The 26,541-nt window shown below is 33.2% G+C and carries 25 protein-coding genes and 1 pseudogene; 9 read left to right on the plus strand and 17 right to left on the minus strand.

The annotated features are described in order from the left end of the window. The first annotated feature begins 79 nt into the window (after positions 1-79). Together JOOMADRAFT_RS15150 and JOOMADRAFT_RS15155 are read left to right on the plus strand one after the other, a co-directional pair. A complete protein-coding gene (locus tag JOOMADRAFT_RS15150) occupies positions 80-538 on the plus strand; it encodes a (2Fe-2S)-binding protein (protein ID WP_008614897.1) in 459 nt (152 codons plus the stop codon). 7 nt (positions 539-545) lie between these two features. Next, positions 546-2,801 (plus strand): xanthine dehydrogenase family protein molybdopterin-binding subunit, encoded by a 2,256-nt coding sequence (locus JOOMADRAFT_RS15155; protein ID WP_008614898.1) that lies wholly within the window; start codon positions 546-548, stop codon positions 2,799-2,801. 78 nt (positions 2,802-2,879) lie between these two features. Here the strand turns inward: JOOMADRAFT_RS15155 and JOOMADRAFT_RS15160 are convergent, their stop codons facing one another. The 11 genes from JOOMADRAFT_RS15160 to JOOMADRAFT_RS15210 all read right to left on the minus strand — a co-directional run bounded on the left by JOOMADRAFT_RS15160 (position 2,880) and on the right by JOOMADRAFT_RS15210 (position 12,042). Then, entirely contained in the window at positions 2,880-3,305 is a 426-nt protein-coding gene (locus tag JOOMADRAFT_RS15160; protein WP_050989703.1) for a helix-turn-helix domain-containing protein, read from the minus strand. Beyond that, positions 3,306-3,917: a flavodoxin gene (locus JOOMADRAFT_RS15165; protein WP_008614899.1), complete on the minus strand. Its 612-nt coding sequence runs from the start codon at positions 3,915-3,917 to the stop codon at positions 3,306-3,308. A gap of 33 nt (positions 3,918-3,950) precedes the next feature. Next, complete coding sequence (locus JOOMADRAFT_RS15170; RefSeq protein ID WP_008614900.1) at positions 3,951-5,090, minus strand: alpha/beta hydrolase; 1,140 nt, start codon at positions 5,088-5,090, stop codon at positions 3,951-3,953. Positions 5,091-5,114: 24 nt separating this feature from the next. Then, positions 5,115-6,707: a carboxylesterase/lipase family protein gene (locus tag JOOMADRAFT_RS15175; protein WP_008614901.1), complete on the minus strand. Its 1,593-nt coding sequence runs from the start codon at positions 6,705-6,707 to the stop codon at positions 5,115-5,117. Between the two features lie 96 nt (positions 6,708-6,803). Next, positions 6,804-7,250, minus strand: a complete 447-nt coding sequence (locus tag JOOMADRAFT_RS15180; protein ID WP_008614902.1) for a nuclear transport factor 2 family protein — start codon at positions 7,248-7,250, stop codon at positions 6,804-6,806. A 31-nt stretch (positions 7,251-7,281) separates the two neighbouring features. Next, positions 7,282-7,725, minus strand: a complete 444-nt coding sequence (locus JOOMADRAFT_RS15185; RefSeq protein WP_008614904.1) for a nuclear transport factor 2 family protein — start codon at positions 7,723-7,725, stop codon at positions 7,282-7,284. 37 nt (positions 7,726-7,762) lie between these two features. Beyond that, entirely contained in the window at positions 7,763-8,743 is a 981-nt protein-coding gene (locus JOOMADRAFT_RS15190) for an aldo/keto reductase (RefSeq protein ID WP_008614906.1), read from the minus strand. A 10-nt stretch (positions 8,744-8,753) separates the two neighbouring features. Next, positions 8,754-9,230, minus strand: coding sequence for a cupin domain-containing protein (locus JOOMADRAFT_RS15195; protein ID WP_008614907.1), 477 nt, complete (start codon positions 9,228-9,230; stop codon positions 8,754-8,756). Positions 9,231-9,240: 10 nt separating this feature from the next. After that, positions 9,241-10,092 (minus strand): aldo/keto reductase, encoded by an 852-nt coding sequence (locus tag JOOMADRAFT_RS15200; protein WP_008614908.1) that lies wholly within the window; start codon positions 10,090-10,092, stop codon positions 9,241-9,243. A gap of 33 nt (positions 10,093-10,125) precedes the next feature. Continuing rightward, entirely contained in the window at positions 10,126-11,202 is a 1,077-nt protein-coding gene (locus JOOMADRAFT_RS15205; RefSeq protein ID WP_008614914.1) for an alpha/beta hydrolase, read from the minus strand. Positions 11,203-11,304: 102 nt separating this feature from the next. Beyond that, positions 11,305-12,042, minus strand: a complete 738-nt coding sequence (locus tag JOOMADRAFT_RS15210) for a carboxymuconolactone decarboxylase family protein (protein WP_008614915.1) — start codon at positions 12,040-12,042, stop codon at positions 11,305-11,307. Between the two features lie 181 nt (positions 12,043-12,223). Between JOOMADRAFT_RS15210 and JOOMADRAFT_RS15215 the strand changes: the two genes are divergently transcribed. The 4 genes and pseudogenes from JOOMADRAFT_RS15215 (at position 12,224) to JOOMADRAFT_RS20760 (ending at position 14,669) form a co-directional block, all read left to right on the plus strand. Further along, positions 12,224-13,117, plus strand: coding sequence for a helix-turn-helix domain-containing protein (locus tag JOOMADRAFT_RS15215; RefSeq protein ID WP_008614916.1), 894 nt, complete (start codon positions 12,224-12,226; stop codon positions 13,115-13,117). Positions 13,118-13,546: 429 nt separating this feature from the next. Then, positions 13,547-13,825 carry a transposase gene (locus tag JOOMADRAFT_RS15220; protein WP_008611014.1) on the plus strand — a complete coding sequence of 93 codons (279 nt, stop codon included), beginning with the start codon at positions 13,547-13,549 and terminating at the stop codon, positions 13,823-13,825. Then, a pseudogene (locus tag JOOMADRAFT_RS20755) lies at positions 13,822-14,408 on the plus strand (IS3 family transposase); the annotation flags it as partial. The gene JOOMADRAFT_RS15220 and the pseudogene JOOMADRAFT_RS20755, both read left to right, overlap by 4 nt. A gap of 12 nt (positions 14,409-14,420) precedes the next feature. Further along, the gene (locus tag JOOMADRAFT_RS20760) at positions 14,421-14,669 is read left to right on the plus strand and encodes an integrase core domain-containing protein (RefSeq protein ID WP_394359002.1); all 249 of its coding nucleotides are present in this window, start codon (positions 14,421-14,423) and stop codon (positions 14,667-14,669) included. Between the two features lie 349 nt (positions 14,670-15,018). On the opposite strand, the gene JOOMADRAFT_RS15230 is transcribed toward JOOMADRAFT_RS20760, so the two are convergent. The 4 genes from JOOMADRAFT_RS15230 to JOOMADRAFT_RS15245 form a co-directional block, all read right to left on the minus strand. After that, positions 15,019-15,654 carry an RloB family protein gene (locus JOOMADRAFT_RS15230; protein WP_008614918.1) on the minus strand — a complete coding sequence of 212 codons (636 nt, stop codon included), beginning with the start codon at positions 15,652-15,654 and terminating at the stop codon, positions 15,019-15,021. Then, positions 15,641-16,984, minus strand: coding sequence for an AAA family ATPase (locus JOOMADRAFT_RS15235; RefSeq protein ID WP_008614919.1), 1,344 nt, complete (start codon positions 16,982-16,984; stop codon positions 15,641-15,643). The genes JOOMADRAFT_RS15230 and JOOMADRAFT_RS15235 overlap by 14 nt, the downstream gene beginning before the upstream one ends. A 603-nt stretch (positions 16,985-17,587) precedes the next feature. Next, the gene (locus JOOMADRAFT_RS15240) at positions 17,588-21,145 is read right to left on the minus strand and encodes an ABC transporter permease/M1 family aminopeptidase (RefSeq protein WP_008614920.1); all 3,558 of its coding nucleotides are present in this window, start codon (positions 21,143-21,145) and stop codon (positions 17,588-17,590) included. Between the two features lie 3 nt (positions 21,146-21,148). Beyond that, positions 21,149-22,036 carry an ABC transporter ATP-binding protein gene (locus JOOMADRAFT_RS15245; RefSeq protein ID WP_008614921.1) on the minus strand — a complete coding sequence of 296 codons (888 nt, stop codon included), beginning with the start codon at positions 22,034-22,036 and terminating at the stop codon, positions 21,149-21,151. Between the two features lie 295 nt (positions 22,037-22,331). Between JOOMADRAFT_RS15245 and JOOMADRAFT_RS15250 the strand changes: the two genes are divergently transcribed. Further along, on the plus strand, positions 22,332-23,393 hold the full coding sequence (locus JOOMADRAFT_RS15250; RefSeq protein WP_245547683.1) for a sensor histidine kinase: 1,062 nt from the start codon (positions 22,332-22,334) through the stop codon (positions 23,391-23,393). After that, complete coding sequence (locus JOOMADRAFT_RS15255; protein ID WP_008614924.1) at positions 23,386-24,084, plus strand: LytR/AlgR family response regulator transcription factor; 699 nt, start codon at positions 23,386-23,388, stop codon at positions 24,082-24,084. Before JOOMADRAFT_RS15250 ends, JOOMADRAFT_RS15255 begins: the two co-directional genes overlap by 8 nt. A 150-nt stretch (positions 24,085-24,234) precedes the next feature. Here JOOMADRAFT_RS15255 and JOOMADRAFT_RS15260 read toward each other — a convergent pair whose 3' ends face one another. Then, positions 24,235-24,567: a hypothetical protein gene (locus JOOMADRAFT_RS15260; RefSeq protein WP_008614926.1), complete on the minus strand. Its 333-nt coding sequence runs from the start codon at positions 24,565-24,567 to the stop codon at positions 24,235-24,237. Positions 24,568-24,853: 286 nt separating this feature from the next. Here JOOMADRAFT_RS15260 and JOOMADRAFT_RS15265 point away from each other — a divergent pair, with 286 nt between their 5' ends. Further along, positions 24,854-25,330, plus strand: coding sequence for a hypothetical protein (locus JOOMADRAFT_RS15265; RefSeq protein ID WP_008614929.1), 477 nt, complete (start codon positions 24,854-24,856; stop codon positions 25,328-25,330). A gap of 267 nt (positions 25,331-25,597) precedes the next feature. On the opposite strand, the gene JOOMADRAFT_RS15270 is transcribed toward JOOMADRAFT_RS15265, so the two are convergent. After that, positions 25,598-26,476 carry an IS982 family transposase gene (locus JOOMADRAFT_RS15270; RefSeq protein WP_008610872.1) on the minus strand — a complete coding sequence of 293 codons (879 nt, stop codon included), beginning with the start codon at positions 26,474-26,476 and terminating at the stop codon, positions 25,598-25,600. Positions 26,477-26,541: the final 65 nt, after the last annotated feature.

Here is a 26,541-nt window from a genome sequence, read left to right on the forward strand (position 1 = left end):
AATTTTTATAGTCATTAAATCGATATTTTTATAAATATCTTTTATACTCCTTTTTTCTATTTCAAATAAATTATTAAAAATGGCAACTTACAACCTTAAAATCAACGGAAAAGATCAACAAGTAGATGTTAGTGCTTCCACGCCGCTATTATGGGTGCTCAGAGATCATTTTCAATTAGTAGGTACAAAATTTGGATGTGGTATAGCGCAATGCGGAGCATGCACCATTCATATTGAAGGTATTGCAGTTCGTTCTTGTCAACTACCGGTTTCAGCCGTTGGTGAACAAAAAATAACTACCATTGAAGGTCTATCTGAAAATGGAGACCATCCTGTACAAAAAGCATGGATAGAACACGATGTCCCCCAATGTGGTTACTGTCAGGCAGGACAAATTATGTCTGCCACTTCTCTACTAAATCAAAATCCAAATCCTTCTGATATAGAAATAGATGAGGCTATGAATGGGAATATTTGCAGATGTGGAACATATACACGAATAAAAAAGGCAATTAAAACTGCTGCTAACTCAAAATAATAAGAAAATGGCAACTGTTAAGACAACATTAGGAAGACGATCTTTTTTAAAATCCTCCGTATTGGCTGGTGGTGGCATGATGCTTAGTTTCAGTTGGTTTGCGGGCTGTGAAATCCCAAATAGAAAAGAAGCTGCTACAATAGAAATGCCTGAAGAATGGTTTGAATTAAATAGTTATATAAAAATTGGAGATAATGGAGTGGTAACACTTTTTAATCCTAATCCTGAATTTGGTCAAAATGTAAAAACTTCCATGCCGATGATTCTTGCTGATGAATTGGATGTCGATTGGAAAAATGTAATTGTAGAACAAGCTAACTTTTATCCTAAACGTTACGATAGACAATTTACTGGCGGGAGTCAGTCTATTCGTCAAGGTTGGAATATTTTGCGTACCGCAGGTGCTACCGCCAAAAGAATGCTTGTTACTGCTGCTGCCCAACATTGGCAAGTACCAGTTAATGAAGTTACAGCAAAGGCAGGAATCCTTTACCACACCGCAACAAATAAAGAAATTTCCTATGGTGAAATAGCTTCTCTCGCAGCAATACAGCCTATTCCGGAAGAAGTAGAATTAAAAGAAATTAAAGATTTTAAAATTATAGGAACCTCCAAAAAAAATGTTGCTGGAACAGAAATTGTCACTGGTAAACCTATGTTTGGAATTGATTATCAAGCAGAAGGTATGTTGATTGCCATGATAATCCATCCTCCTGCTTTTGGAATGAAACTAAAAAAGTTTGATGCTACAAAAGCCAAATCGATGCCTGGTATTAAAGATGTATTTAAAATAGATACCTTAAAAAGTGATTACGCAAGGAATTATTTTGACACCACAACTTTTACCGAATTAATTACAGTAGTTGGTAATTCCACATGGGAAGTCATGCAGGCCAAAAAAGAAGTGGTGGTCGATTGGGAGCAAGCTCCAGAGCATACTTTTCAAATGGATGCTAGAGGAAATAAAATAGCTATAAATGTTCCAGCAGGTTTGGAAAGTACTACTGTTCATCAAACTAAAATGAACCAGTACAATAAAAAACCTGGAAATATTCTAAGAAAAGACGGAGATCCGGAAAAAGCGTTTAAAAATGCTGCTAAAATATTGGAACGGACGTATTCTGCCCCATTTTTAGCACATAATACCATGGAGCCTGTAAATTGTTTTGCCAATGTTTCTGCTGAAAAAGCTGAGCTTTATGGCCCAATTCAAGCTCCTGAATTTATCATAGGGACATTATCTGAACGGCTGAAACTCCCTAAAGACAAGATTCAAATTAATTTAGCCCGTATGGGAGGTGGTTTTGGACTTCGGGCTTATGGACACCATATGATTGAAGCAGCAGTTATTTCTCAAGAAATGAAAGCTCCCATTAAGATGGTTTACACACGTGAAGATGATATGTCTTACGGAATTTACAGACCTTCTTACACAGCGACTTACAAAGCCGCCATGGATGAAAATAACAATCTCATTGCATTTCATGTAAAAGCAGGTGGGATTCCTGAATCACCACTAGCTCCTAACCGTTTTCCTGCCGGGGCGATAGAAAATTATTTGGCAGAAGCCTGGGAAATTCCTTCAAATATTACCATCGGGGCATTTAGAGCTCCTAGGTCTAATTTTATTGCTGGAGCTGAGCAGTCATTTTTAGACGAACTTGCAGAAGAACTTGGGAAGGATCCAATTGAGTTTCGTCTAGAACTTTTAGAAAGAGCTAAAAATAATCCAGTTGGAGAAAATAACGATTACGATCCTGAACGTTATGCCGGTGTTATTAAGTTAGTAAAAAGCAAGTCTAATTGGGATGAGATAAATGATAAATCAAGAGGCTTTTCTGCCTATTTTTGCCATAATACGTATGTAGCTCAAGTTTTAGACCTTGAAATAGAAAATGATAAACCCAAGGTTAATAATGTGTATGCTGCTGTTGACTGCGGAATTGTTGTTAACAAAGATGCTGCCAAAAACATGGGAGAAGGTGCTATTATTGACGGTATTGGAAATTCACTTTATGGTGAACAAACCTTTAAAGATGGGGCGCCACAAAAACTTAATTTTGACCGTTATCAATTAATAAGAATGTCTGAAGCACCAAAGTCTATTGAAGTGCACTTTGTTGAAAATGAACATAGCCCAACAGGAATGGGAGAACCTCTTTTCCCTCCTATTTTTGCTGCAATGGCAAATGCTTTATACCGTGCAACAGGGCAAAGGCATTACCAACAACCTTTTATAATTGAGAAAAAAATTATAGGTTAAAAAACTTATAACTATTCAAACTAACTAGAAAAACCGTCTATCCGACGGTTTTTTTAATAGTATACTTTAGAATACAATTTACAAACAGACCATATCCATCAAACAATAACATACAATATTCAAACATTTTCTATAGGCTTGGGGGGTGGTATCCATATGTTTCTTAAAAAAATTACTAAAATGTGTAGCCTCTTTAAACCCTAAAAAATATGCTACCTCGGCAATGTTCCAATTTTTTTCTCTCAATAAATACGTAGCTTTTTGTAAAATACGTTCGGCTATTAATTGAGTTGTTGTTTTTTGAGTGCTAGTCTTCAACACCCGATTTAAATGATTCACATGAATATTTAATTCTTGGGCAAAATCAGCGGGAGCTCTTAGATTCACTGGTTTTCCAAATTCTTCCTTGGTAGAATACTCGTTATCTAAAAGTTTAAAGAATTCATTTGATATTCGCTGACTTGCAACACTTATATTTTTATATGTATCTAAATTATCTTTCATCTATAAAAACTTAATCCGCCGCAACCAAGTCATTATTTCTTCTTTTACTTTGATTTTTTTATCGCCTTTCATTACAAAATAAATTTCGTCTCTTTCAATTCCTCCTTTGGTAGAAAATCCTTCTAAAACCGTTGCGTTTGGACACATTTCTTTAACCGTTTTAAAACTACTTCCTACTCCATATCCTGCATTGGTATTGAAAGGAATTACTGTTTTGCCACTCATATTATATTTGTTGAGAAAACTCTTCATTGGCGGTGGTAATTGCATTCCCCATGTAGGAAAACCTACAAATACTTTATCGTATTGATTGAAATTATCGATACGCGTTTTCAATGGTGGTAGATATCCCGATTCGTTTTCTTTTGCCACTTGTGCCACTATAGAATCGTAATTTTCTGGGTAAGGTTCTTTTAATTCGAGTGCTACCAAATCCCCACCTACTTCCTTTTGGATAATTTCTGCTACTTGTTTGGTGTTGTTGGTTCGAGATAGGTATACAATCAATAGCTTTCCTTTCTCTTTTTTTAATTCTTGAGCAGTACAACTACAAAAAAACACTGGGACTATTGTCAATAGTAGAAGAAAACAGGTTTTTAATGTTTTATCCATGTTTGTTTATTTATAATTGCTGAATCTTTATTTCTACTTATCTAATCCTTTTTCTTGAAGCCATGTAGACATTAAATCTGCTATTTCCACATTATTTAAATCGCTCATCGGAAAATGTGTATTTCCTTGAATTCCTTCTTCTGGTAAGTGAATAAGCGTAACATCACCTCCGTGTTTGTTTACCGTTTCTTTCCATAATTTAGCCATCGATAGAGAGGCACGCCATTGATCTTCCCCTGGAATTTCAGATGTTTCATTAGGAATATGATCCCCATAAAAAATAACGATAGGAAGTTTTGTCAATCGCTTAAATTCCGACATAGGAACTTCTGAGGCTTTCAGAGCTCCACCGAGATATGAAATAGGCTCAGGAACTTCACCTTCAGGAAAAATAAAATTGCTCCCAGGTTCAAAAGAAACTACAGCTTTAATATTATTATTTTTTAGCGCTGTTAACCACCCCATTCCGCCGCTATGTGAATGAGTTACTAATATTCCCGATCCAATTTTATCGAAGAGTTCTGCTACTGCTTTTACATTTAAATCGATATTTAAAGGGCCTGTATCGGGTGTCATTTGTCTAAAGAACTGATTCAAAGCTTCAGGGTCTTTTGAAAATTGAACATTTGGGTAAAATTCTGTACCAATACCTAGTCTAAAAATACCAAACCACAATTGATCGTTGGTAGCTGCCGAAATTGTAGTTGGTTCGGTACTTTGTGCTGCTAATCCACGCCGAGGCTGATCTATAAGATACACAGGAAAGTTGCGTCTTAAAAATAATGTTTGAAACCCCTCTCTCCCATCGGGAGTTGTTTGCCAAGTTTTCATCGATTGCCCGTATCCATGCCAAAATACAAGAGGAAGTTTTTTAGGGGTAGTCGGTATTTGGTACCATACAAAAGCATGATCTCCATGAAGGGTTTGCCCCTCTTGACTTTGATTGGAAGGATTAAAAACACCGTGTTTAATAGGATCAAAAGTACCTGGACTTGTTTTTACAGTCCCTCCTACTGTAAAACTGCCTTGCTTTTGGATACTAATATTTTTATCATCAATTTTAGTACTGGTCTCCTCTTTATTTTTTGGTTGGCATGAAACAATACACAATACTGCACCAATCAACATAAGCGTATGAAGCCCTACCCTAATCTTATTCGTTTTCTTTTTCATATAAATATTTATTTTTATTATCTGTTATTCATAAAAAGCTTTCTTGATAACATCCAATCTTGCTTTTCTTTCATCTAAAGAACTTCCTGCCGATCCATCGTGTCTAATTTCAAAAACTTCATTCTTTTTTGGATCATGAACAGGCCATTTTGGTAACCCCTCTCCATTTGGATTCCCTGTTTTAGCGAAGTTTGTCCAATAGGTATTCATCATACTGGCAACTTTTTTGTCATTTGGGGTAACTACAAAACCATTTCTTTCCATAAGGTTATCAAATACATAAGGAATTTCCGATGCATGAGAGGCTCCAAATCGCATACGTTCCTGCATAGATTCTGCCACATAAGAAAAAAGATAAACGTAAGCAGGAATACCTTCTGAAACAAAAGCATTTGCAGTGAAACGCGCAGGCTCTGCCCAAACTTTATCGGTATTAACCAAGGTCAGCATTCTTGCAAACTCGGTTGATCCATCTGGATCATAGGCTTTGGATGCCTCATTTTTATAATCCCCAAACATAGATAATAGTTCTTCTTTTGAATTGGCATTCACAAATCCTGCCGGTACTTCAGCACTGTTAGAACCAATAATTATGGGTACTTGGGTTTGTGAATTATCTTTGTATGAACTTTCGGCAGTTTCTATTACTAATTTTCCATCTAAAATAGGTCCTGAATAGGTAGGAACACCTCCCGGACCATCAGTTTCCTGACCTCCATCAATAATCTCTCCCACACTCAAAGAACGAAGCTTTTTCAAAGCATTGGCATCCGTTTTTTCTATTTTATGCCTATGAGCAAAATTAACTCCAATGGTTTCTGCTGAAATTGGATAATTTGAATCGGCATTTTCTTTATCAATGGGTCTTCCAGTTAAAACCCCATCACAACCACCTCCAGATTCAATAATTGCTTTATGAAATAGTCCTTTAGCCTCAGGGATTGTTAATAACGAATGTACTGAAACGCCGCCAGCCGACTCTCCAAAAATTGTAACGTTAGCAGGATCTCCGCCAAAATTAGCTATGTTTTTTTGCACCCATTTTAAAGCAGCAATTTGATCCATATATGCGTAATTTCCTTTGGCTTCATTTGGATGTTCATCACTTAATGCAGGAAAAGCAAAGAAACCTAATCTTCCCAAGCGATAATTAAAAGTAACAAGAATAACATCCTTCTTCGCAAAATTCTCACCCGAAAACCCAGGACTAGAACCACTACCAAAAACAAAAGCTCCACCATGAATCCATACCATCACCGGTAGCTTGCTTTTATGATTAACCGAAGTGGGTCTCCAAATATTCAAGGACAAGCAATCTTCTGATGAACCTTCTCTGATAGCCCCTGGATTTGGCGGATATGAAGCCTGAGCACAATCTGAACCGTACTTACTTGCGTCCAATTCTCCTTTCCATTTCAGTGCTGGTTGAGTTGGTCGCCATCTAAATTCTCCAACAGGTGGCGCTGCATAAGGAATCCCTTTAAAACTATCAACACCACCTTCGGTAACTCCTCGTACAATACCAGACACTGTTTCTACTTTTGGATACCCCTGCTGTGCTTTTACGGTATAACTATATATAACAATTAATATGGCTATTATTTTTTGAATTTTCATGGTAGATGGTTAATGACTATTACTATTTTTTTGTTCGTTTTCCCCAATAAATTATTAGGATAAATATATTTTCATTGCGTTATATTACTTCAAATTTTAATGTTCAATTTGATGGGAATCCCGAACACTACTAAAAGTTAAATCGAGTAATTTCCAGTCTCCACTTTCTTTTTTGTAGATTTCGGTTACCGTAAATTCGTTTGACACTTCATTTCCTCGAACTACAGCCAAAAGTGTAATCCGATTCCACAGAATTACAGTTTCCCCAAAAGTTTCTATAACCACATCATGAACGTCTGCTTTTTTATACCAAATACTCCCCGTTTTAATAATTTCTAATTCTCGTTCCTTTTTCCAAGAGCCACTCATATGTACAAATCTTGATTTATCGTCAAAGAGCTTTGCAAGTTCTTCCACATTTTTATTGGCCATCCACTCCCATTTCTTTTTAGAGAGTTCTTTTATTTCTGTTTCAGTGGTATTTTGAGCCAAAATTGGTGTACTTGTAAGGATTAAAAAAAGTCCAATAACTAATGTTCTCATAATAAGTTGTTTTAAATTTTCTATTTTTTAATTAATTCCCTGGTCGCTCCATTAGTTTTACAAAAGATAAATTGGCTAATTTCCAATTCCCATCAATCATTTTATAAACCTCGGTTACCATAAACGGATTGGTGACTTCGTTGCCGCCAACTTCTGCCAATAAGGTTATTCGGTTTAAAACAATGGCGGTATCTTCTCCTATTATATCAATAGTTACTTCGTGGATGTCTGCTTTTTTATACCAAATACCTCCGCTTTCTATAATGGCAAGTTCTCTATCTGTTCCCCAAGCACCTCCCATGTGGACAAATTGTGCGTCTTTATGAAAAAGTTTGGTTAGTTCCTCCACATTCTTATCGGCCATCCATTGCCATTTTTCTTTGGAGAGTTCTTTTACTTCTGCTTCTAGAGCATTTTGTGCTAGAATTGGTGTACTAGCAATAATTAAGAATAGGGTAACAATAAATGTTTTCATAATGATTTTGATTTTAAAGTTTGGTGATATTTGTTTATTATTTTCCTACGCGTTCCTGCAAATGTTTTGGATAGCGATCTCCTTGTACTTCTACTTTGGCAAAGGCATTATCTATTTCAAGAATAGCTTCTGATGATAAATTAATGGCCGCTGCACCAATATTCTCTGTTAATCGATGTGATTTTGTAGTTCCAGGAATGGGTGCTATCCACGGTTTTTGTGCAAGTAACCATCCTAAAGCAATTTGTGCTGGTGTTGCATTTTTATCATTTGCTATTTTTCCCAATAAATCTACCAATGCTTGATTGGCTTTTCGGTTTTCTTCACTAAAACGTGGAACTATGTTTCTAAAATCACTTTTATCAAATGCAGTCTCCGAATTAATTTTTCCAGTAAGAAAGCCTTTCCCTAGGGGACTAAAAGGCACAAAACCGATTCCTAATTCTTCTAATGTTGGGAGAATCTCTTTTTCAGGCTCACGCCACCAAAGCGAATATTCACTTTGTAAGGCCGTAACCGGCTGTATTGCATGTGCTTGTCTAATGGAAGCTACACTGGCTTCCGAAAGTCCAAAATGTTTTACTTTTCCTTCTTGTATTAAATCTTTTACCGTCCCAGCTACATCTTCCATGGGTACATTGGTATCCACCCGGTGTTGGTAGAATAAATCGATGACATCGGTTTTTAAATGTTTTAAAGATTTCTCGGCTACTTCTCGAATCCTTTCTGGGCGACTGTCTTGCCCTTGACTTGAATCGCCGTTTTTAAATCCGAATTTAGTAGCAATTACCACTTCTTTACGAAAAGGAGCTAATGCCTCCCCAACAAGTTGCTCGTTTGCTGCTCCATATGCTTCAGCAGTATCAAAAAAGGTAACGCCTTGTTCATATGCTTCACGGATCAATTTAATTGCTTGGTTTTTATCGGTAGCAGGACCATAACCAAAGCTAAGTCCCATACATCCTAAGCCTAGAGCCGAAACTTCCAAGCCATTAGTTCCTAATATTCTTTTTTTCATGTTTTTCTTTTTATTTATCGCCTGCTAAATATTCTTCATCTGTTACAGGTGCTAACCATTGTGTAGGTCCTTTTTCTCTTCCTGTAATGGCTATCTGTATAAATTCTTTATCAGCACTTGCGCCATGCCAATGAGGCGTATTGGCTGGACATTTTACCACGTCTCCTTTACGTAATATTCTTTTTGGACTCCCTTTTTCCTGATAATACCCAACACCGCCAGTTGCCAATAAAATTTGCCCGCTTGGATGCATATGCCAATTGGAGCGTGCTCCAGGTTCAAACGTAACATTTCCAACTCCATTTCGGTTTATGCTATCTGCTTTTACCAAAAAAGTTAGCCAGGCAGTACCTTTAAAATTATTATTTGTAATCTTTTCTCCTTTTGGATAAAGTAAAACTGTATCTTCAGTATTTTTATCATTAGGGTTACCGCAGGATGCTAATCCTACAAGGATACATGCTACTAAAATTGATTTTATTTTCATTTTTTTTTGTTTAAATATTCAATTTTCTTTCACTTAACCATTGTACTTTCTCGGGGTCTCTATGATCAAAAAACAAACTTTCTTGGGTATCTAAAGATTGGATACTTGCCATATCTTCAGCAGAAAGTTCAAAATCAAAGACATTGAAATTCTCTTTCATACGTTCTTTTCTTACTGTTTTTGGAATCGCAACAATATCTCTTTGTAATAACCAACGAAGAATTACCTGGGCTACAGATTTATTGTATTTAATACCGATAGTAGACAATATTTCATTGTGAAAAATATTATTTTTCCCTTCTGCAAACGGCCCCCACGATTGAATTTGTGTATTGTTTTTTTGAAAGAATTCTTGTGTATGGATTTGCTGATGAAACGGATGTGTTTCAACTTGATTAATAGCTGGTGTAAAACCACTATTCACAATTAAGTCTATAATTCTATCAGGGTGAAAATTTGCAACTCCAATAGCCTTTATTTTACCTTCATGATACAATTCTTGCATAGCTCTCCAAGAACCAAATACATCTCCATATGGCTGATGGATTAAATATAAATCCAAATAATCCAACTGCAATCTTTCCAATGATTTTTGAAAAGCCACCTTCGTATTTTCATAGCCCGTATCTTGCACCCAAAGTTTTGTCGTTATAAAAAGTTCTTCCCTATTAATTCCACTGTTTATAATGCCTTTACCAACGGCCTCTTCATTCATATAAGAAGCTGCTGTATCGATTAAACGATATCCAGTTTCAATGGCCTTTATTACCGAATTCTCACATTCTAATGGGTCAGGAATTTGGAAAACTCCAAAACCCAAAATAGGCATTTCAACTCCATTATTTAATGTTATATTATACATGTTATTCTTTTTATTTTTACTTCATTTTCATTCTTAAAGATACTCTTGGTAAAAATCCACCAACTTAGTTACGGCTTGCTTTACATATTCTGGTTTCCAATAAGTTTCTATATGTGTAGCACCATCAATAAGGAATAACTCTTTGTCTTTTGCATTGGAAGCTTTTGCAAATGCTTCATCTGTCATATATTTAGTATCTGCTTTACTACCCGCTATCATTAATAAAGGCTGATTAATTAAATCCATATCGGTAGCCGCATCCCAAGTCATAAGTTTAAGTAAACTACTCCTAGTGTATAAAAAGGTAGAGTTTGGATGTGCATGCGTTCTATAATAATATTCATACCCTTCTCTGTATAAATCTGTTTTAGTAGCTGTTATTTCCTTATCAGTAACGCTTGCAACACCTGCATAAATAATTTCTCCTCCGGCAGCTTCTTGAGCACGAGCATCACTAGCTTGTTTTAAACGCTCTTGAATAGTGTTTAACTGAGAATTCTGAAATCCGTTACGTCTTACTTCTCCAGAATTAAACATGCTCAAGGTAGCAACCGCTTTGAAACGCTTATCAGATTGCGTCGCTTTTAGCGTATATCCACCTCCTCCACAAATCCCAAAAGCACCAATGCGATCAGGATCAACTCCAGGGAATTGAGCTATAAAATCGGCCATACCTTGAATATCTTCCGTACGATAATATGGGTTATCCGTATGGCGAGGTTCTCCTCCACTTGCTCCTTGGTAGGCAGCATCTGCAGCAATAGTTATAAAGCCAGCTTCGGCCAAATGTTGAGCATACAATCCAGCTGTTTGCTCTTTAATCCCACCATTAGGGTGCGCAACTGTAATAGCCAAATACGTATTCTCTGGATTATAATTAGCAGGCGTATAAACATTAGCAGCTATCTCTAATCCATTTAACTTATAGGTTACAGGATGGATATTTACTTTTCCTTTTACATTTTCTGTAATTGCCCCTGCATACACTAATGTAAATGGATTTTGTTTATATGTTTCTTGAAGCGGAGCTACTTCTACAGTACTTTGTGCCATGATACTATAATTTACGGTTAGTAAGCTTATAAAAATCAATAATTCTATTCTTTTCATCTATTTAAATTTTCATAATTAATTCTTTTCCAATAATTTAATTATTTATAGGAGATATTGGTCAATACCTATTAAATGCCCATTATGGGCTTCCATTACTTATTATTCTTTAGATTGTAATAATTCCTTCAATACTGTTTCTGCAGCTGTTCCTTCTTGCCTGCCAACATGTTGCTTAATTATTTTAGTAAAATCTTGAAGTTGCTCTGCTGTCCAACCTTGGATTAAACAAATATTCATATGTGAGCGCAACATGGGTTCCGCTTTTTGTATACTGGCAATAACAGAAATAGTTACCAGTTCTCTTTCTTTATAGGTAAGTACATCACGTTCAAAAAGGTCTGCAAACAAATGTTCTTTTAAAAAGATTTCAATCTCAGGAGAAAATTTAGCATATCCTTTTTTAGGCCCATCGAGTGTTGTACCCACCAATTTGTCAAGGTTCGTTTTTCCTCTCGCGTATTTATCTCTACTATCTGTTATTGGAGAGGCTTCTGTCCCCCATACATCTTCAATTCCTTTTGCCTTTCTATCGTCTAGCACTTTAATAAAAGTTTGCAATCCCCTTATACTTCTTGGAAAACCACAGTAGGCATATAAATGGACTATTGCCTCCTTTATTTGATTTACTGTTAAGCCATTATCCAAACCATCGTTAAGCACTTTCTCTAGTTTCTTTAGATCCCCTTTTGCTGTATAAGATGCTACCAATACCAATGATTTCTCTTTTTCGGTAAGCGTCTCTTGAGATAAAATTCCTTCGCAAGCATTTAGAGACTGAGTACTTCCCACCGCCAAAAAGAAGATAGAAAATACCGTTAAAATTTTAGAAATATGCATGTCTTATTTATTTTATGTTTGTAATTTCGATAGTATTGTTTGTATTCATTGCAAATATCCGAACACATTAAGCCTGTTTACGTATACCAATTACTGTTATACTAACACGGATTACTGTTTTACACTATCTAGTTGATTTTAAATGAATAACAAGCAGTATCTTTAACAAAAAATTATAAATATGGAAGATATCATCACCTTCAATACGATAAAACAATACTGCGATTTTAACAATAACAAAGCTTTGCATCCACTGGTTGGGATTATAGATTTATCTAAAGCCGAACTAAGACAATTTACCCGTTTTCGATATAATTTTTATGTAATCTTTTTTAAAGAAATAAAATGTGGGGATCTCCGCTATGGCTGTAATTATTACGATTATGAAGAGGGAACCCTTGTGTTTTTAGCCCCGGGACAGGTTATCGGTGAAAATAAACCAGAATATTACCAACCGAAAGGCTTTGCTATGGTTTTTCATCCAGATTTTATTCTTGGAACTTCGCTTGGTCAGCGTATGCAGGAATATACTTTTTTTAATTACGAAGTAAATGAAGCTTTGCACCTTTCTATACCCGAAAGGGATATGATTAAAGATGTTTATGCAAAGGTAAACCATGAATTAGAGCAACTTATAGATAAACACACCAAGAGTTTGGTCATCTCTAATATCGAGTTGTTTTTAAATTATTGTGTGCGGTTTTACGATCGGCAGTTTATTACTCGAACCAATGCGAACCAAGATATTATAGCTCGTTTTGAGAAACTGCTAAACGACTATTTTCATTCCGACAAGGCTGAAAAACTTGGCTTACCTTCCGTTGCCTATTGTGCAGAACAATTGTTTATCTCCCCTAATTATTTAGGAGATATGATAAAAAAAGAAACAGGAAAATCTCCTCAGGAACATATACAGCTAAAATTAATTAGCATTGCTAAGGAACGCATTTTTGATCCCTCCAAAAGTATCTCTGAGATAGCTTATGAACTAGGTTTTAAATACCCTCAACACTTTAGTAAAATGTTTAAAAAAGTTACAGGAACAACCCCCAATGATTATAGATTGATGAATTAATTTTTAAAGTTCCAGTTTTTAAATTGCGAATTACTTCTATTTAAAGTGAATTCCAGATTTTAAATTATTATTTGTGAAGATAATAATGGTTTTAAACAATTATTCATAAGTGGTTACAAGTAATTATTAAGTGTATTGCCATGTTCTAGAATTTAAATTGAGGGTAACATCTTGTACAAACAATAAACTGTAGTACTTGGGTCATTAAACATTAGGCTCTTGGGTTTAGTACTAAATAAGAAACATTCTGCTGTTTGTAGCTATAATTAGCCGTTATGTAAAATTGCCGCACGCCAATACGCTCGATTGCTTTTTTAAAATAATTATGCTTTCACATTAATTTTTTAAAACACAATTTCCAACCGCATTGCCTATAATACTCCCCAAATTTAGGACAGGAAATTAAGTTGTAATTTTAACCCTGTCAATATGAAAACATCAAGAAGAAAATTCAGCGCATCCTTTAAGGCCAAAGTAGCCATTGAAGCGATAAAAGAGCAGACAAGTATACCTGAACTTGCTGCCAAATTTGAATTGCATCCAGCCCAAATATCCAATTGGAAGCGAGAGTTTTTAAAAAACGCAGAACTTGCTTTCGAGTCCAAATCAGAAAAAGATACTCCAGCTGTGGATACCGCACCGCTTTATAGTAAGATCGGTCAATTACAAGTTGAGAATGATTTTTTAAAGAAAGTCTTGGGCAAATGAGTACTACTGAAAGAAGACAAAAGGTAGTAAAATCTCATCCAAGGCTGAGTCTTGCACAACAATGTAAAATCCTTAACATTCATCGCTCTGGTCTGTATTATAAGCCTAAAAGTGAGAGTCCATTGAATTTAGAACTGATGAAGGCAATAGATGCGCAGTTCCTGGAACACCCCTATTATGGAGTCGAACGGATGACTGATTATCTCATCCTTGATCTTGGCTACCACGTAAATGTGAAAAGAATAAGACGGCTGTATAAAATTATGGGATTACAGACCATATATAGAAAACCTAAAACCACCATCAGGGATCCTAAAAACTATAAGTACCCTTATCTCTTGAAGGGCTTAGTAATAGACCGCCCTAACCAAGTATGGCAGACTGACATCACCTATATTCCTATGTTCCGTGGCTTTATGTATATGAATGCTATCATTGATGTATATAGTAGAAAATACTTAATTGGAGTATTTCAAACTCAATGGACAAACAGTGGTGTATCGAGCTTCTTAGAGACACTATCGCTCAATATGGCAATACGGAGATCCATAACTCCGATCAAGGGTCACAATATACCAGCTCCGAATATATTGAAGTGCTTAAAGAACATGATATTCAAATACCTATGGACAGCAAAGGAAGAGCTTTGGATAACATTTTTATTGAGCGCTTCTGGAAGTCTCTTAAATATGAAAAGATCTATCTAAACCCACCAAACGGAGGTCTAGATCTCTATCAAATGGTCACGGAATATATTGAATTCTATAACACCAAAAGAAGGCATACTGAAATAGGAAAAGTACCACCTGATCAAATTTATAATACAAAAAGAATAGCATCATAAATAATTAGATATATATTTAAACTGTCTTACAGATGGGGAGTAGTGTAATATTTAGAACTTCAATTAATCCTTTTTTTTAATGTTTCATTATCTTTTGTCTTGAAACAAAAGAAACAAAAATTCAAGGCTGCATATAATTTTGGAAACAATTAACGGCTCATTCACTATATTTTAGGAAACATTGAAACTCATTAACATTGCTTTGAAATCCCTTGTGTAATTTAAACTCTTAAGAAAAGGTATTACTAAACCCCTAAAATATGGACGCTCTTTTCGCCTATTGTTTTGACTAAAATTTTATGAGGCCGAATAAAACATCGAGATTCTATTTTACATAATAATATATGAGTTATACCTTTAAAAAGCCATCTTCATATTTTAATAACTTTATGATTTCTTTGCCTAAAATATATAATTTTGTAACTCCAATATCAGGGTAATATCCGTCTTTATTTTCATCAATATTTTCTGCATTTACTATAGCAGTTTCAATATCAGGAGCATAAATATCTAAATTATATCCGCCATTAATCTGTTCACTTAGTAATTGTTTCATATGAGTAGAATTTTCTGGAACAATTTTAATCTCACTTTTATGATAATAAAGCCAAACTTCAAAACATTGGTTACTGATTCCAATAAACCAACTTGATGTTATTTGTGTTAAATGATATAATTCATCAATACTTTCTCTTTCCCACCTATCAATATCCAAAATAAACCACAACTGATCCTCAAACTCATTTTCCCAACCATTTTCTTCAACATATTCAGCAGCTCTATCTTTCAAATGATTTGGAGCTGACTCCCCCTTATTAGAGCCAATTGGTGCTATCGTCTTTACAATCAATTTTTGAGATTTTTTATCAAAATAATTGAAATATTTTGCTTCTCTTTCTCCTTCACAAATTAGAATAAACTTTCTTGCATCTCTGAAAGGTTCATCTTTTTTGTATTTTCTATTTGATTTTTTAATTGGAGGCATACTCAGTCCAGTTTAAATCTTCAAAATTTGCAAGCATTGGAATACCTCCAAACCTCCTATTAAGGTAACCTTTTCTAATATCTAAATCAGTTCGGATTTTCTTAAATTCAGCTAAAGTTTTAAACTCTGTATTACCTGTTTTCTTATTTTTTTCTGCAAACCAAATTTCATCTGGTCTCAGCATATTTAAATCTAATAAATTTGATTCGTGAGTTGTAAAAATTAATTGGCCTTTAATATCCTTTTCACTTGATAATTTAGTTAAAAAGCCTTTTAATAGACTTGGGTGTATACTACGCCCTATTTCATCTATTACAAAAACGCTTGGGGATTCATCTGAAACAATAAGACTATAGAGCATTGACATAAACTCTATTAGCCTTTTAGTACCATCGGATTCTTCACTTAAAGAAAATAAATTATCAACCCCGAAACCAGTATGTTCAATATATAGTTTTTTTAATATTGCCTTTTTGTTTTCTAAAGTAGCAATCATATCCACTCCTAAATGAACATTAGAATCTAGGTTTTTTTCTAATTCACTAATTATTTCATCTGTAAAATCCTTATCATCTTCTCCAAAATACTTCTTCAAATCAAAAGATTTAATATGTAAATCTTTTATTCCAGTATCAAAACTACATAACATATCTTTAGTGAAATCCATAAAAGAATTCTTATCCATAAGTTCCGTTAATAGGTATTTTGGTTTAGAATTTGGGAAAATTATTTGCATGCTTAAAATCCAATCTGTTACGATTTCTGCTTCAACAGATAATTTACCTAATTCAATTTCGCTAATTTCTGACAAAAAAAGTTCTTCAGATTTCACTTTCTTTTCATAATGTTCTTTTAAAATCTTACTTTTTTGAGTTTTTACAAGGCTTTCATTAATATCAATTTTACTTACACCTTTCTTCGATACAGTTCTGTCAAATATTAATTTATCTTCTTTACCAATGTTTGAATTGTATAAATATTCATTGATAATTTCTCCTTTATATACCTTTACTCCATAGATGTATATTTTCTCATTAGTTAAAAACTCAATTTCAAAGCTTGAAGGCTTACCTTTGTTACTTTTAAAAATAGAACTTTCAAACTTTATAGCTTTTCCTTCCATTACACAACTTCTTAGATAGTCTAAGGAATCCACCAAATTTGATTTTCCAGAAGCATTTGCTCCATAAATTGCGGACAATTTCAGAATATCGATGTTCTTATATTTGTGTACGTGGTTATCAAATCTTCTAAAATCTCCAGTAAAAAGATTAAATTCTGTAGAATTATTAAAAGAAAGAAAATTAGATATATTATATCTTAATAACATTTTATTACGATTTTTTCGTTGTAAATATATATAAATATAACAATAATAACCTTATTTAGCTCAATAAAAACGATATTTACGTTAATATTAACATTTCATACATATTACGCTTCCCTCCTACGTCGTCGCATAAAAAGTATTCCATTAACATTGCAGAAGAAACTTTTGAGTATAAATTTTTTCAATAAACTTTAGAAGAACTTTCGCTTTTAACCAAAGCTCAAGTTACATAACGCAGAACATTATAGTGCAAATGTTCACTATGTTGTTTAGGACATTGTTTCCATTTGATAGCTATAATGTAGTATTATGTAAAATATCCCAGAAGCATTTGTTTTCATAAGAATAAATAGGAACTTGGGTCATTAAACTATTAAGCGGTTTGCTTCGCAGAGTTTTTTAAAACATTATGTATCTATAATTAGCCGTAATGTAAAATAGCCACTACCAAGCGCTCGATTGTTTTATAAAATCAAATTGCTCTAACAATTTACTTATAACACAAATGCATAGCATTCATGAGCACATTTAAAAAACAATAATAATTAGCGAATAATTATCCAACGCTTGCCAACGCCAAAATAAAAGCTAACCTTTCTTTTATTAAAATCTAAATATATTATCAACTAAATTTTCATCAGATCGGGTTCCATAAGGATCAATAGCAATATAATTAGGAATTTCATTTACTATAAACTTAACTTCAGTGATCTCTTTATTAATTTGTTTCGACTGATAGTATAATACAGAGCTATCATCTTTAACTAAAGAAGGATGTGTTATGAATATTCCTAATTTAACAGGTTCATTAATTCCTACTTCAATTATTTCTCCATTGCTTAAAGTCTCAAAACGCTTTGATTTTATAGTCGCTATAATCTCATAAGTTCCATTTTCTAATGCTATATACGAACTCTCCTCAATGCTTAAGTCGTAGGTGATTACTTTTTTAAACCAATCTTCAAGTAAATGATGGGATTCTTTTGGCGTTTCTTGATAAATCATTTCTAAAAATTCAATGGTATTTGCTTCTAATTTGGAACTACTTCGGTGTCTATCGGTTAGGGCTTTTATAACTTGGTTAAGCTGATTCTCACCAATAAGATCTCGCAATGCTAACATAACATTTAAAGCTTTTCCATAAGAAATATAGCCTTGACCAAGAACTTTATAAACTGGTGGTTCCGGGTCGCTTGCAAACGAGCGACCAGAAAAATAACGCCTTCTTGCATTTTCGCTTAACTCATAAACAGCAGCTTTTCCATACATTTTTTCCATGACAACGGCTTCGGTATATTTTGCAAAGCCCTCTACAAAAATAGATCCACCTGCAACTGGTTTTGCAGACAAGGTATGTCCCCAATATTGATGTGCTACTTCATGAATGGTCCTTTTGGCAACCAAATTGAAAGTCTCATCATTTCTAACATCTGCTAGAAACAATCGGTCTTCAACCATACTTATCACTCCTGGGTGTGCAAATCCACCAAAGGACCAATGTGACGGAATTTCTGCTATTCTAACATGGTCAAAAGCATAGTCTCCAAAGTTTTCCTCACAATAATCTATGGTTTGTTTGGTACTATTTTCAATGTCTTCAATATTAAATGCATGTGCTGCATCATAATATTGCTCTATAGAAATGCCTTTATAATCCACTTTTTTGGTTTTATAGTAGGCTGAAAAATAGGCAATCATTGGTATGACTTTATTCTTGGTTTTATAATGAAAATAGTTCCTATTATTTTCTGACCATTGTTTTACCAAGCTACCAGAACTCAAAGCCATCTGGTTAATACTTGTAGAAACAATGGTTTCAAAGTTTATTTTTTCACTATTAAAATCTTCAAGTGCAATATGTTGGTCTGTACTATTTTCTTTTTCACGTTTCGGTAAATTACGTTTTTCACGTTCAATGTTGTTCGTTATTTCTAGACTAGAACTGTAACCCAACATAGGCTCAAAATCTCTATGCGTAATATATGTTCCGTTTTTCACAATCGTTTTATCTACTTCGTACCCCTTCAACTTATGCTTCAATTCAAAATTATAGCGTACAGAATCATTGGGTTGTAACGGTTTTTTAAAGTGAAATATATAAATGCCATAAATACTGTCGTATGTTACTAAATTTGCGTTTTCAATAGTTATAGACTCTAACGGAAGGCGCTCTGTTACAAATACCTTTGATAAGGGTTTGACATTTCCATTTTTCAATATATAATCCGCTGTTACGGTATAATGCCTTTCCTCTGGAAAAATTGCAACTTCCGTTTTTCTTGACGTTGGAAATGGTCGCACTAAGTCTTCATACCGTTTGAACTTTTTTTCATAGTGCTCTTTAAAATCTAAATTATCAGCTGTGGTTTCATAATCTGAAACAATATTCATATTGTAAAAAATCAGACTTCCGAAACCAATAAACACTAAAATTAAAAATGAAAAGGATACCTTTTGAATAGTTGTATAACCGTTTATAAATTGCTTGAGTTTCGTTGAAAAGTTAGCCACTACGCCTCTATTCCATATTTTAAAAGAGACGAATACCAGCAACAATCCAAAGGATAACCAATACATAGCTAAATGATTGAATAGTCTTAAACCACCATAAAAACCATTCATGTTTGTATAGAAAACTCGTGGCATAAATCCAAGGCTTGTTAATGGATGTTCTAATCCAATAGTGCTGGATTTTAGGCTTCCCAATACAATCAAGCCGAAGATTCCCATGCCTAAATATTTACTTTTTGCCAAACTGTTAACAAACAAGGCAATCATACTGAATACAGCAAGTTGTAATCCGTAATGATAAAATAAAGAAGCGTATAGATTAAACTCAAAATTTGTGTAGTTTAAACTTAACTGAAATAGCATACACGTAATAATTCCAGTGGTAATTAGAATAACTGGTAACAATAAAATGGCAAAGAACTTAGAGAGAAAGAACACGCTATTTTTTGTTGGTACCGCATCTACAATTAGATTAAAGTTTAGGCTATGTTCTTTCCAAACAATTTCGGCACTATAAAAAATGATTAAAATGAGACTGAAAAGCGTTAACGGATTTACTATTAAACTTATAAGTTGATTTGTAAATGGGTATTGGCTTACACCATATTCTCCACCACTAATAACGGTACTATACAATTCTGAAAACACAATAGCTAACCACATAATTAATACGGCTATAAATGGTAAACTTTTAAAAACACTAGTTAACTCTATTTTTAATAATGAGAAAAAGGCTAAATACTGTGCTTTAAAATTATGTGTTGTCTGTAAAGGTTTATAAGCTACTAATTGAGTATTTTTGTTTATAGATCTTTTAGCTTTTTTTACTTTTTTAGTGATTTTTCGAAAGGAAAATAAGCTGTAGGTTCCAAGTAATATTCCCAAACCAACTACTATCCAAATCAATCTATTCCATAAAAACAATCCGGAAAACGATAGTAATTGTGAGTTTTTTTGAAAAGGTGTCCAATATTGTGTTTGCTCAAAAAAAGCAGCCACACCAAAAGGGTCTGCAATTGCTGCAAAAGCCATAGCTTCTGGTGACGCGGGAATAGATTGTGCTAATAAAGGCGAATTTAAAAATAGAGAACAAATAAAATATAACATGTAAACAAATACGGCACTTACATAAGTTGCTATACTATTTTTTGTTATGGCACTTACAGAAAATATGATCGCTGAACATATAAATAGATTTGGTACAACAATGTATAGCCATGGTTGAACATAGGTCAGTAATTGAAAATCACCTAAACGTTCTACATCCAAATCAGAAAAATAGTTTCCTAAGATATAGCCTAAAATAAATGGCGTAAAAGCTAAAATGCTAAATATAAATGTACCTAAAAACCGGCTCCAAAAGTAATATGCCTTTTGTATAGAAGAACTGTAAATAAGCAATTCCATATTGTGCTGCTTATCGCGAAGCATGGCACTAATGGCAAAGAACATGATAATAAATACACTCCCTAATGTAAATAAACTTGTATGAAAATATACTTGATAAACTGAATTATAATCAACTTCAGTTGGTGCAAACCCTTGCCTACCAACAAAAATTCCCAAGAATAAAAATAAGATGGCAAATATGGGGAATGCGCGCTGTTTTACTTGATAAAAAACTTCAAATTTTAATAATTGCGTAAACATAACTTATTGTTTTTTTGTTGGATTATTAAAAAGTGTAGTGAAATAAAAATCTTCTAAATTGGGAGTAATTAATTGAAAACCTTCTTCTGGTTTTTTATCAGACAATACTCTAATTTGGGTGTCACCTGCAACTAATTTTGTTGAGATAACATCAAAGGTGTTTTTGTATACTTCAATGTCTTTTTTAGGTACTATCTTTGTCCATATTTTGCCTTCAATACTCGTCACTAAATCTTTTGGGTTTCCTTCAGAAATAATTTCACCATTAGATAATATGGCCATTTTAGGACACAAGTTTCTAACATCTTCAACAATATGTGTCGATAAAATAACAATAACGTTCTCCCCTATTTCGCTCAATAAATTCAAAAATCGATTGCTTTCTTCAGGATCTAAACCAGCTGTTGGCTCATCCACAATAATTACTTGCGGATTTCCTAATAAGGCTTGTGCAATCCCAAAGCGTTGACGCATGCCTCCAGAAAAGGTATATACCGATTTTTTTCTGTGTTGATAGAGATTCACTTGCTGTAACAAGGCTGTTACCTGGTTCTTACGCTGTTTTTTGTCTACTATACCTTTTAAAATCGCCAAATGATTGAGTAATTTTTCTGCTGAAATTTTAGGATATACACCAAACTCTTGAGGTAAATAACCCAAATGCTGTCTAACATGTTCAGGCTTTTTTATGATATCAGAATCGTTAAAAGAAATACTTCCTGAAGTTGGTTCTTGTAGTGATGCAATGGTTCGCATTAAGGAAGACTTGCCAGCTCCATTTGCGCCTAATAATCCAAACATGCCATCGGTGATTTCCAAATTAATGTCGTTTAATGCCTTAACGCCATTAGGATAGATCTTGCTTAAATTATTGATTTGTAATGTATTCATATCTGTCGATTTGTAATTGATGTGCTATTTTAGTTTTAATTTGAGACAAACATAAATTGAAGAAAGCCTCCTTTATAATTTATATGATGTAAGCTGATTATATGAAGTCAAAAAACATGAAAAGCTGTATGAATCCTATTTCATGCTAAAAATTATAGTGTTGGTGTTAATTTTAGTAGTGTCTACCAACTTTCTTGTTAATACATGATTACATACTTACTTTTGCTGTATGGTTGAGTACATCAAAAAAAACAGAGCCTTTTTAATAGCACTAATTATTATACCTATATTTTATATGTTGGATTATTTTGGTGTTATAAATATTCCTGAAGATGAGCCACTTGAAGTAATATTAATTACACTGTTTTGGTGGTGGGTCATAGCATTGCCTATTCATAATTATAACTATTTAAAGCGTAAAGGTGCTACCATACTTAAGGTTATAGTGCTGATTGTTGTTTTTATCGTAGCATTAGGTGTAGATACTTTGATGGATATGCCAGATAATCCAGTGACTTTTATACTATTAATGGGGTTTTGGATTGGTGTTGTGTATTTACTGATTCCTACATTTATAAATAAATATTGGAAACTCATTGCGCTTATTTATATACCACTATTTATATATTTTCTTTATTTAAGGTTATTTTCTGGTGGTTTAGAAGCCTATTTAGAAATTAAAAAAGAGTTTCCATTTTACGTGTTCTTTTTACCCATTCCGGTATTATTTTTCGTTTGGGTGTACGAACAGTGGAAATGGTTTAGAAATTTAAAAGCTGAAAAATCTAAAACTGAACTTTCACTTTTAAGAACGCAGATAAATCCTCATTTTTTCTTCAATACCCTAAATAACTTGTATGCCTTAACCGTAAAACAATCTGAAAAAGCACCAGAAGTCATTTTAAAATTATCTGATATGATGCGTTATACTATTTATGAAGGTGAAAAGGACATGGTAAAGATTAAAGACGAAATAGAATATTTAAACAATTACATTGAATTACATAAAATACGTTATAAAAAATCTGTAGAGATTACGTTTAATCATGATGTGGATACCAGTTTAACTATTGCACCTTTGTTGTACATTATTCTTTTAGAAAATGCCTTTAAACATGGAATTGAAACTTTAGCTGAAAACGCTTTTGTACATATTAACTTAAATGAAGAAACAGATTTTATTATTTTTTCAATTGAAAATAATTTTGATCCCAATGAAATTAGTTTATCAAAGGGAATAGGCTTACAAAATTTAAAAAGAAGATTATCTTTATTATATAAAAACAAACATGAGTTAAAAGTTGATGTGTCAAACAATCTATATATAACAACCTTAAAGATTGCTAAACATGCTTAAGTATATAATTATTGATGACGAACCGTTGGCTCATGAAATAATTGAAGAGTTTTGTAGTATGTTACCGCATTTACAATTAGAAAAAAATTGTTACAGCGCTATGGATGCCATGCAGTATCTAAATGAAAATACTGTCGATTTTATGTTTTTGGATATTAATATGCCTAAATTAAAAGGTTTAGATTTTTTAAAAACATTATCAAATCCTCCAAAAACCATAGTTACAACGGCTTATAAAGAACATGCAATTGAAGGTTTTGAATTAAACGTTGTAGATTATATTTTAAAGCCTTTTAGTTTAGATCGATTAGTAAAAGCTGTAAATAAAGTTTCTGAATCCCAGGCTTTAAAAACTATTACAAAAGAAGTTGCTTCTAAAACTTCTATGAGATTCTTTGTAAAAGGTGATAAAAAACACCATCAAATAGATTTGAATGATTTGCTATATATTGAAGCTTATGGTAACTACACCAAACTTTTTTTAAAGAACGAAATGATTATTAGTCACGAAAAAATATCGTACTACGAATCTATTTTAAAGAAAGATAATTTTTTAAGAGTTCATAAATCGTTTCTTGTAGCTACAGATAAAATTAAATTTATAGAAGGTAATCGTATTTTAATAAACGAGCATAGAATTCCTATTGGACAAACATACAAAAGCAATGTAAATAAGCTATATAACAGTTAATTCCCATTCCACACACATTATGCTTCCCTCCTACGTCGTCTCATAAAAAGTGTTCCATTAACTGTAGTATAAGAAGCTTTGCAAGAAAACTTTTAAAAGAAAAATCAGCATTATAGTGCAATCCAAAATCTTTATTATAAAGTTCTATTGTTATTTCTTTCCTTTTTTAATAGTTACCAAGCTATTTATAATCATATTTTTAAAATATTCTTCTGGAGGTTGACTTTTAATTTGCAGTATGTTATTAGTTGTACTGAAATCAACAATTGAGAATTCTTTAAAATGTTTATTTTTATAATTTATCATTTTGTTTACAACTTTCCCTTGTTTATGCCTGCTAAGCATATCTTTAAACATTTTATCTCCAATAACTCCTTTCTTTAAGGCTAAATTCCATGCTTCTATACATATTTCAAACACCTGTACTGTTGTCCATTTTTCAGGTAAGCTATCATCAAACTGCTCATATATTTCCATAATCATTTCTGAATATTTTGGACTACTTTTTTTCCATATATTTCTTTCATAGCTAAATTTATTTATATAATCATCTAAATATACTGAATTATCAAAGGATGTTTTTTTGAATTCCTAAGTAAACCTTCACTACGAATCCTAATGCATATTTCGGGTTTAATTTAAAGTGTATGGGTAAAACTGCACCCCCTTCCTCCTCCTTTTATCAATTCAAAAACAATTTCGTAAAAAATCTAGTTAATTAGCATTATTTACTACATTACAGTTAGTATTAATTTAATAATATTTAGATATGAAAAATGTAATTCAAAGTAAGTTTTCTGAGGAAGACAGAGTAGAAATCCGTAATGGAGTTAACAGTTTGATGGCGTTAATAGAAGGGAAAGTAGCAGCTTTAAATGAGGAAGAACGTTTAAAATACGGATCTATTAATGAGGTAAATAAGCTTTTTGTTAATAAGGTTAAATCTTATTCTGATGAGAGTCCTAGCTTGCGGTCGCCAGATGTGGATTGGGTTGAGTTTAGAGCAGATTATGATATGCGTGCATTTTTAGAAAGTCAAATACAATCGCTTTCTAGTGTGGTATATCAGTTGGAGAGTACCAAAAAGCTTCACGATTATGATAATTTCCAAGATTCTTTAATAGATTATAACTATACACAGTATAAAAAGAATGCCCAAGACAGTGGATACTCTGAAAAGCTAACCGAATTAAAACAGTTTTTCCCACGTACCAAAAAAAGTAACAATCAGAATATTGAAGAATAACAAGATTTTCATTTCTATTAATTTAAGCCACTAATTCACAAATCTATAATTCCTTTCTGCTAATTTGTGAATTAGTGACATATAGAAGAGTTTCTTCTTGATACTTAATACTATTTCAGCTACAAATACACGGATATAATTTCTTAATACTTATAATACTCTTAATACTATATCCGTTTACGTATCGATACGTAAAAATATACGTTCGCTACCTAAACGTATACGTTACAGACGTATAAATTTAACCTCTATACACCCGTTGTGCATTTAGGCAATATTGATTTTTAGGTTATTGATATTTCTGTTGAATTCAAATATGTTTATATATTGAATGACCGTCATAGCCGTAATCTTAGATAATATTCTGTTTTTGAATCCCTCAAAAGATTTAGCATAATTCCTTCGAATCATAAATTGGTCGCAAAGTTGAGAAAACAATGTTTCAATACGCTTTCTGGATTTCTTAAAAACGTACGGCTGCTCCCTATAGTTATGCTGGTTTGTTCTCATAGGGGTTTCAAGTCTAATATTATGATATTCAAATAAATTCAATTGATATTCAGCCGACAAATACCCTTTATCACCAAGTAATATGCAATCACTTAATTGATGCTTTATATCCTTTAAATAATTAATATCGTGCACAGAGGCTGGACTAATATCCATACTTTCGATAACACCCTGAGCAGAACAGACAGCATGTAATTTATATCCATAATAATGGCTTGATTGACTTGCACAATATCCTTTTTCGGGCAGACTGTAGTTTTGTTCTTTACATATCTTACTTCTAGCGCTTCTTGATAATTTACAGACCTCTAACGGCATACTGTCAACAATATAACAATGCTCAGATTTATTCAACTTTCTCACTAATGCCTTGCGAAGTGATTCTCTAAAAGAAAACAACTTACGCTTTCTTCTATTGTAGACACTGCGCTCTATTTTGCTGGATAGACCAGCAGGTAACATTCGAAAAAGCTGGCATTCACTATCAACACTCATATATTCTGATGTTAAATCAATAGCTATAAGCTCTTTATCTCTTAATTTAGGTTTACGGATTTGATGTAAATAATCCATTTTACAATCCAATTCTTTTAAAACCTTGAGGATTTTGTCGTAATTTGCTTGAAAGTTGTGCATATAAATTATAGTGTGGTTACTACAATTTACTGCATTTTAGCAGTTTGCACAACTTTTTCTAAATG

This window comes from Galbibacter orientalis DSM 19592 (genome assembly GCF_000260115.1).
Lineage (GTDB): Bacteria > Bacteroidota > Bacteroidia > Flavobacteriales > Flavobacteriaceae > Galbibacter > Galbibacter orientalis.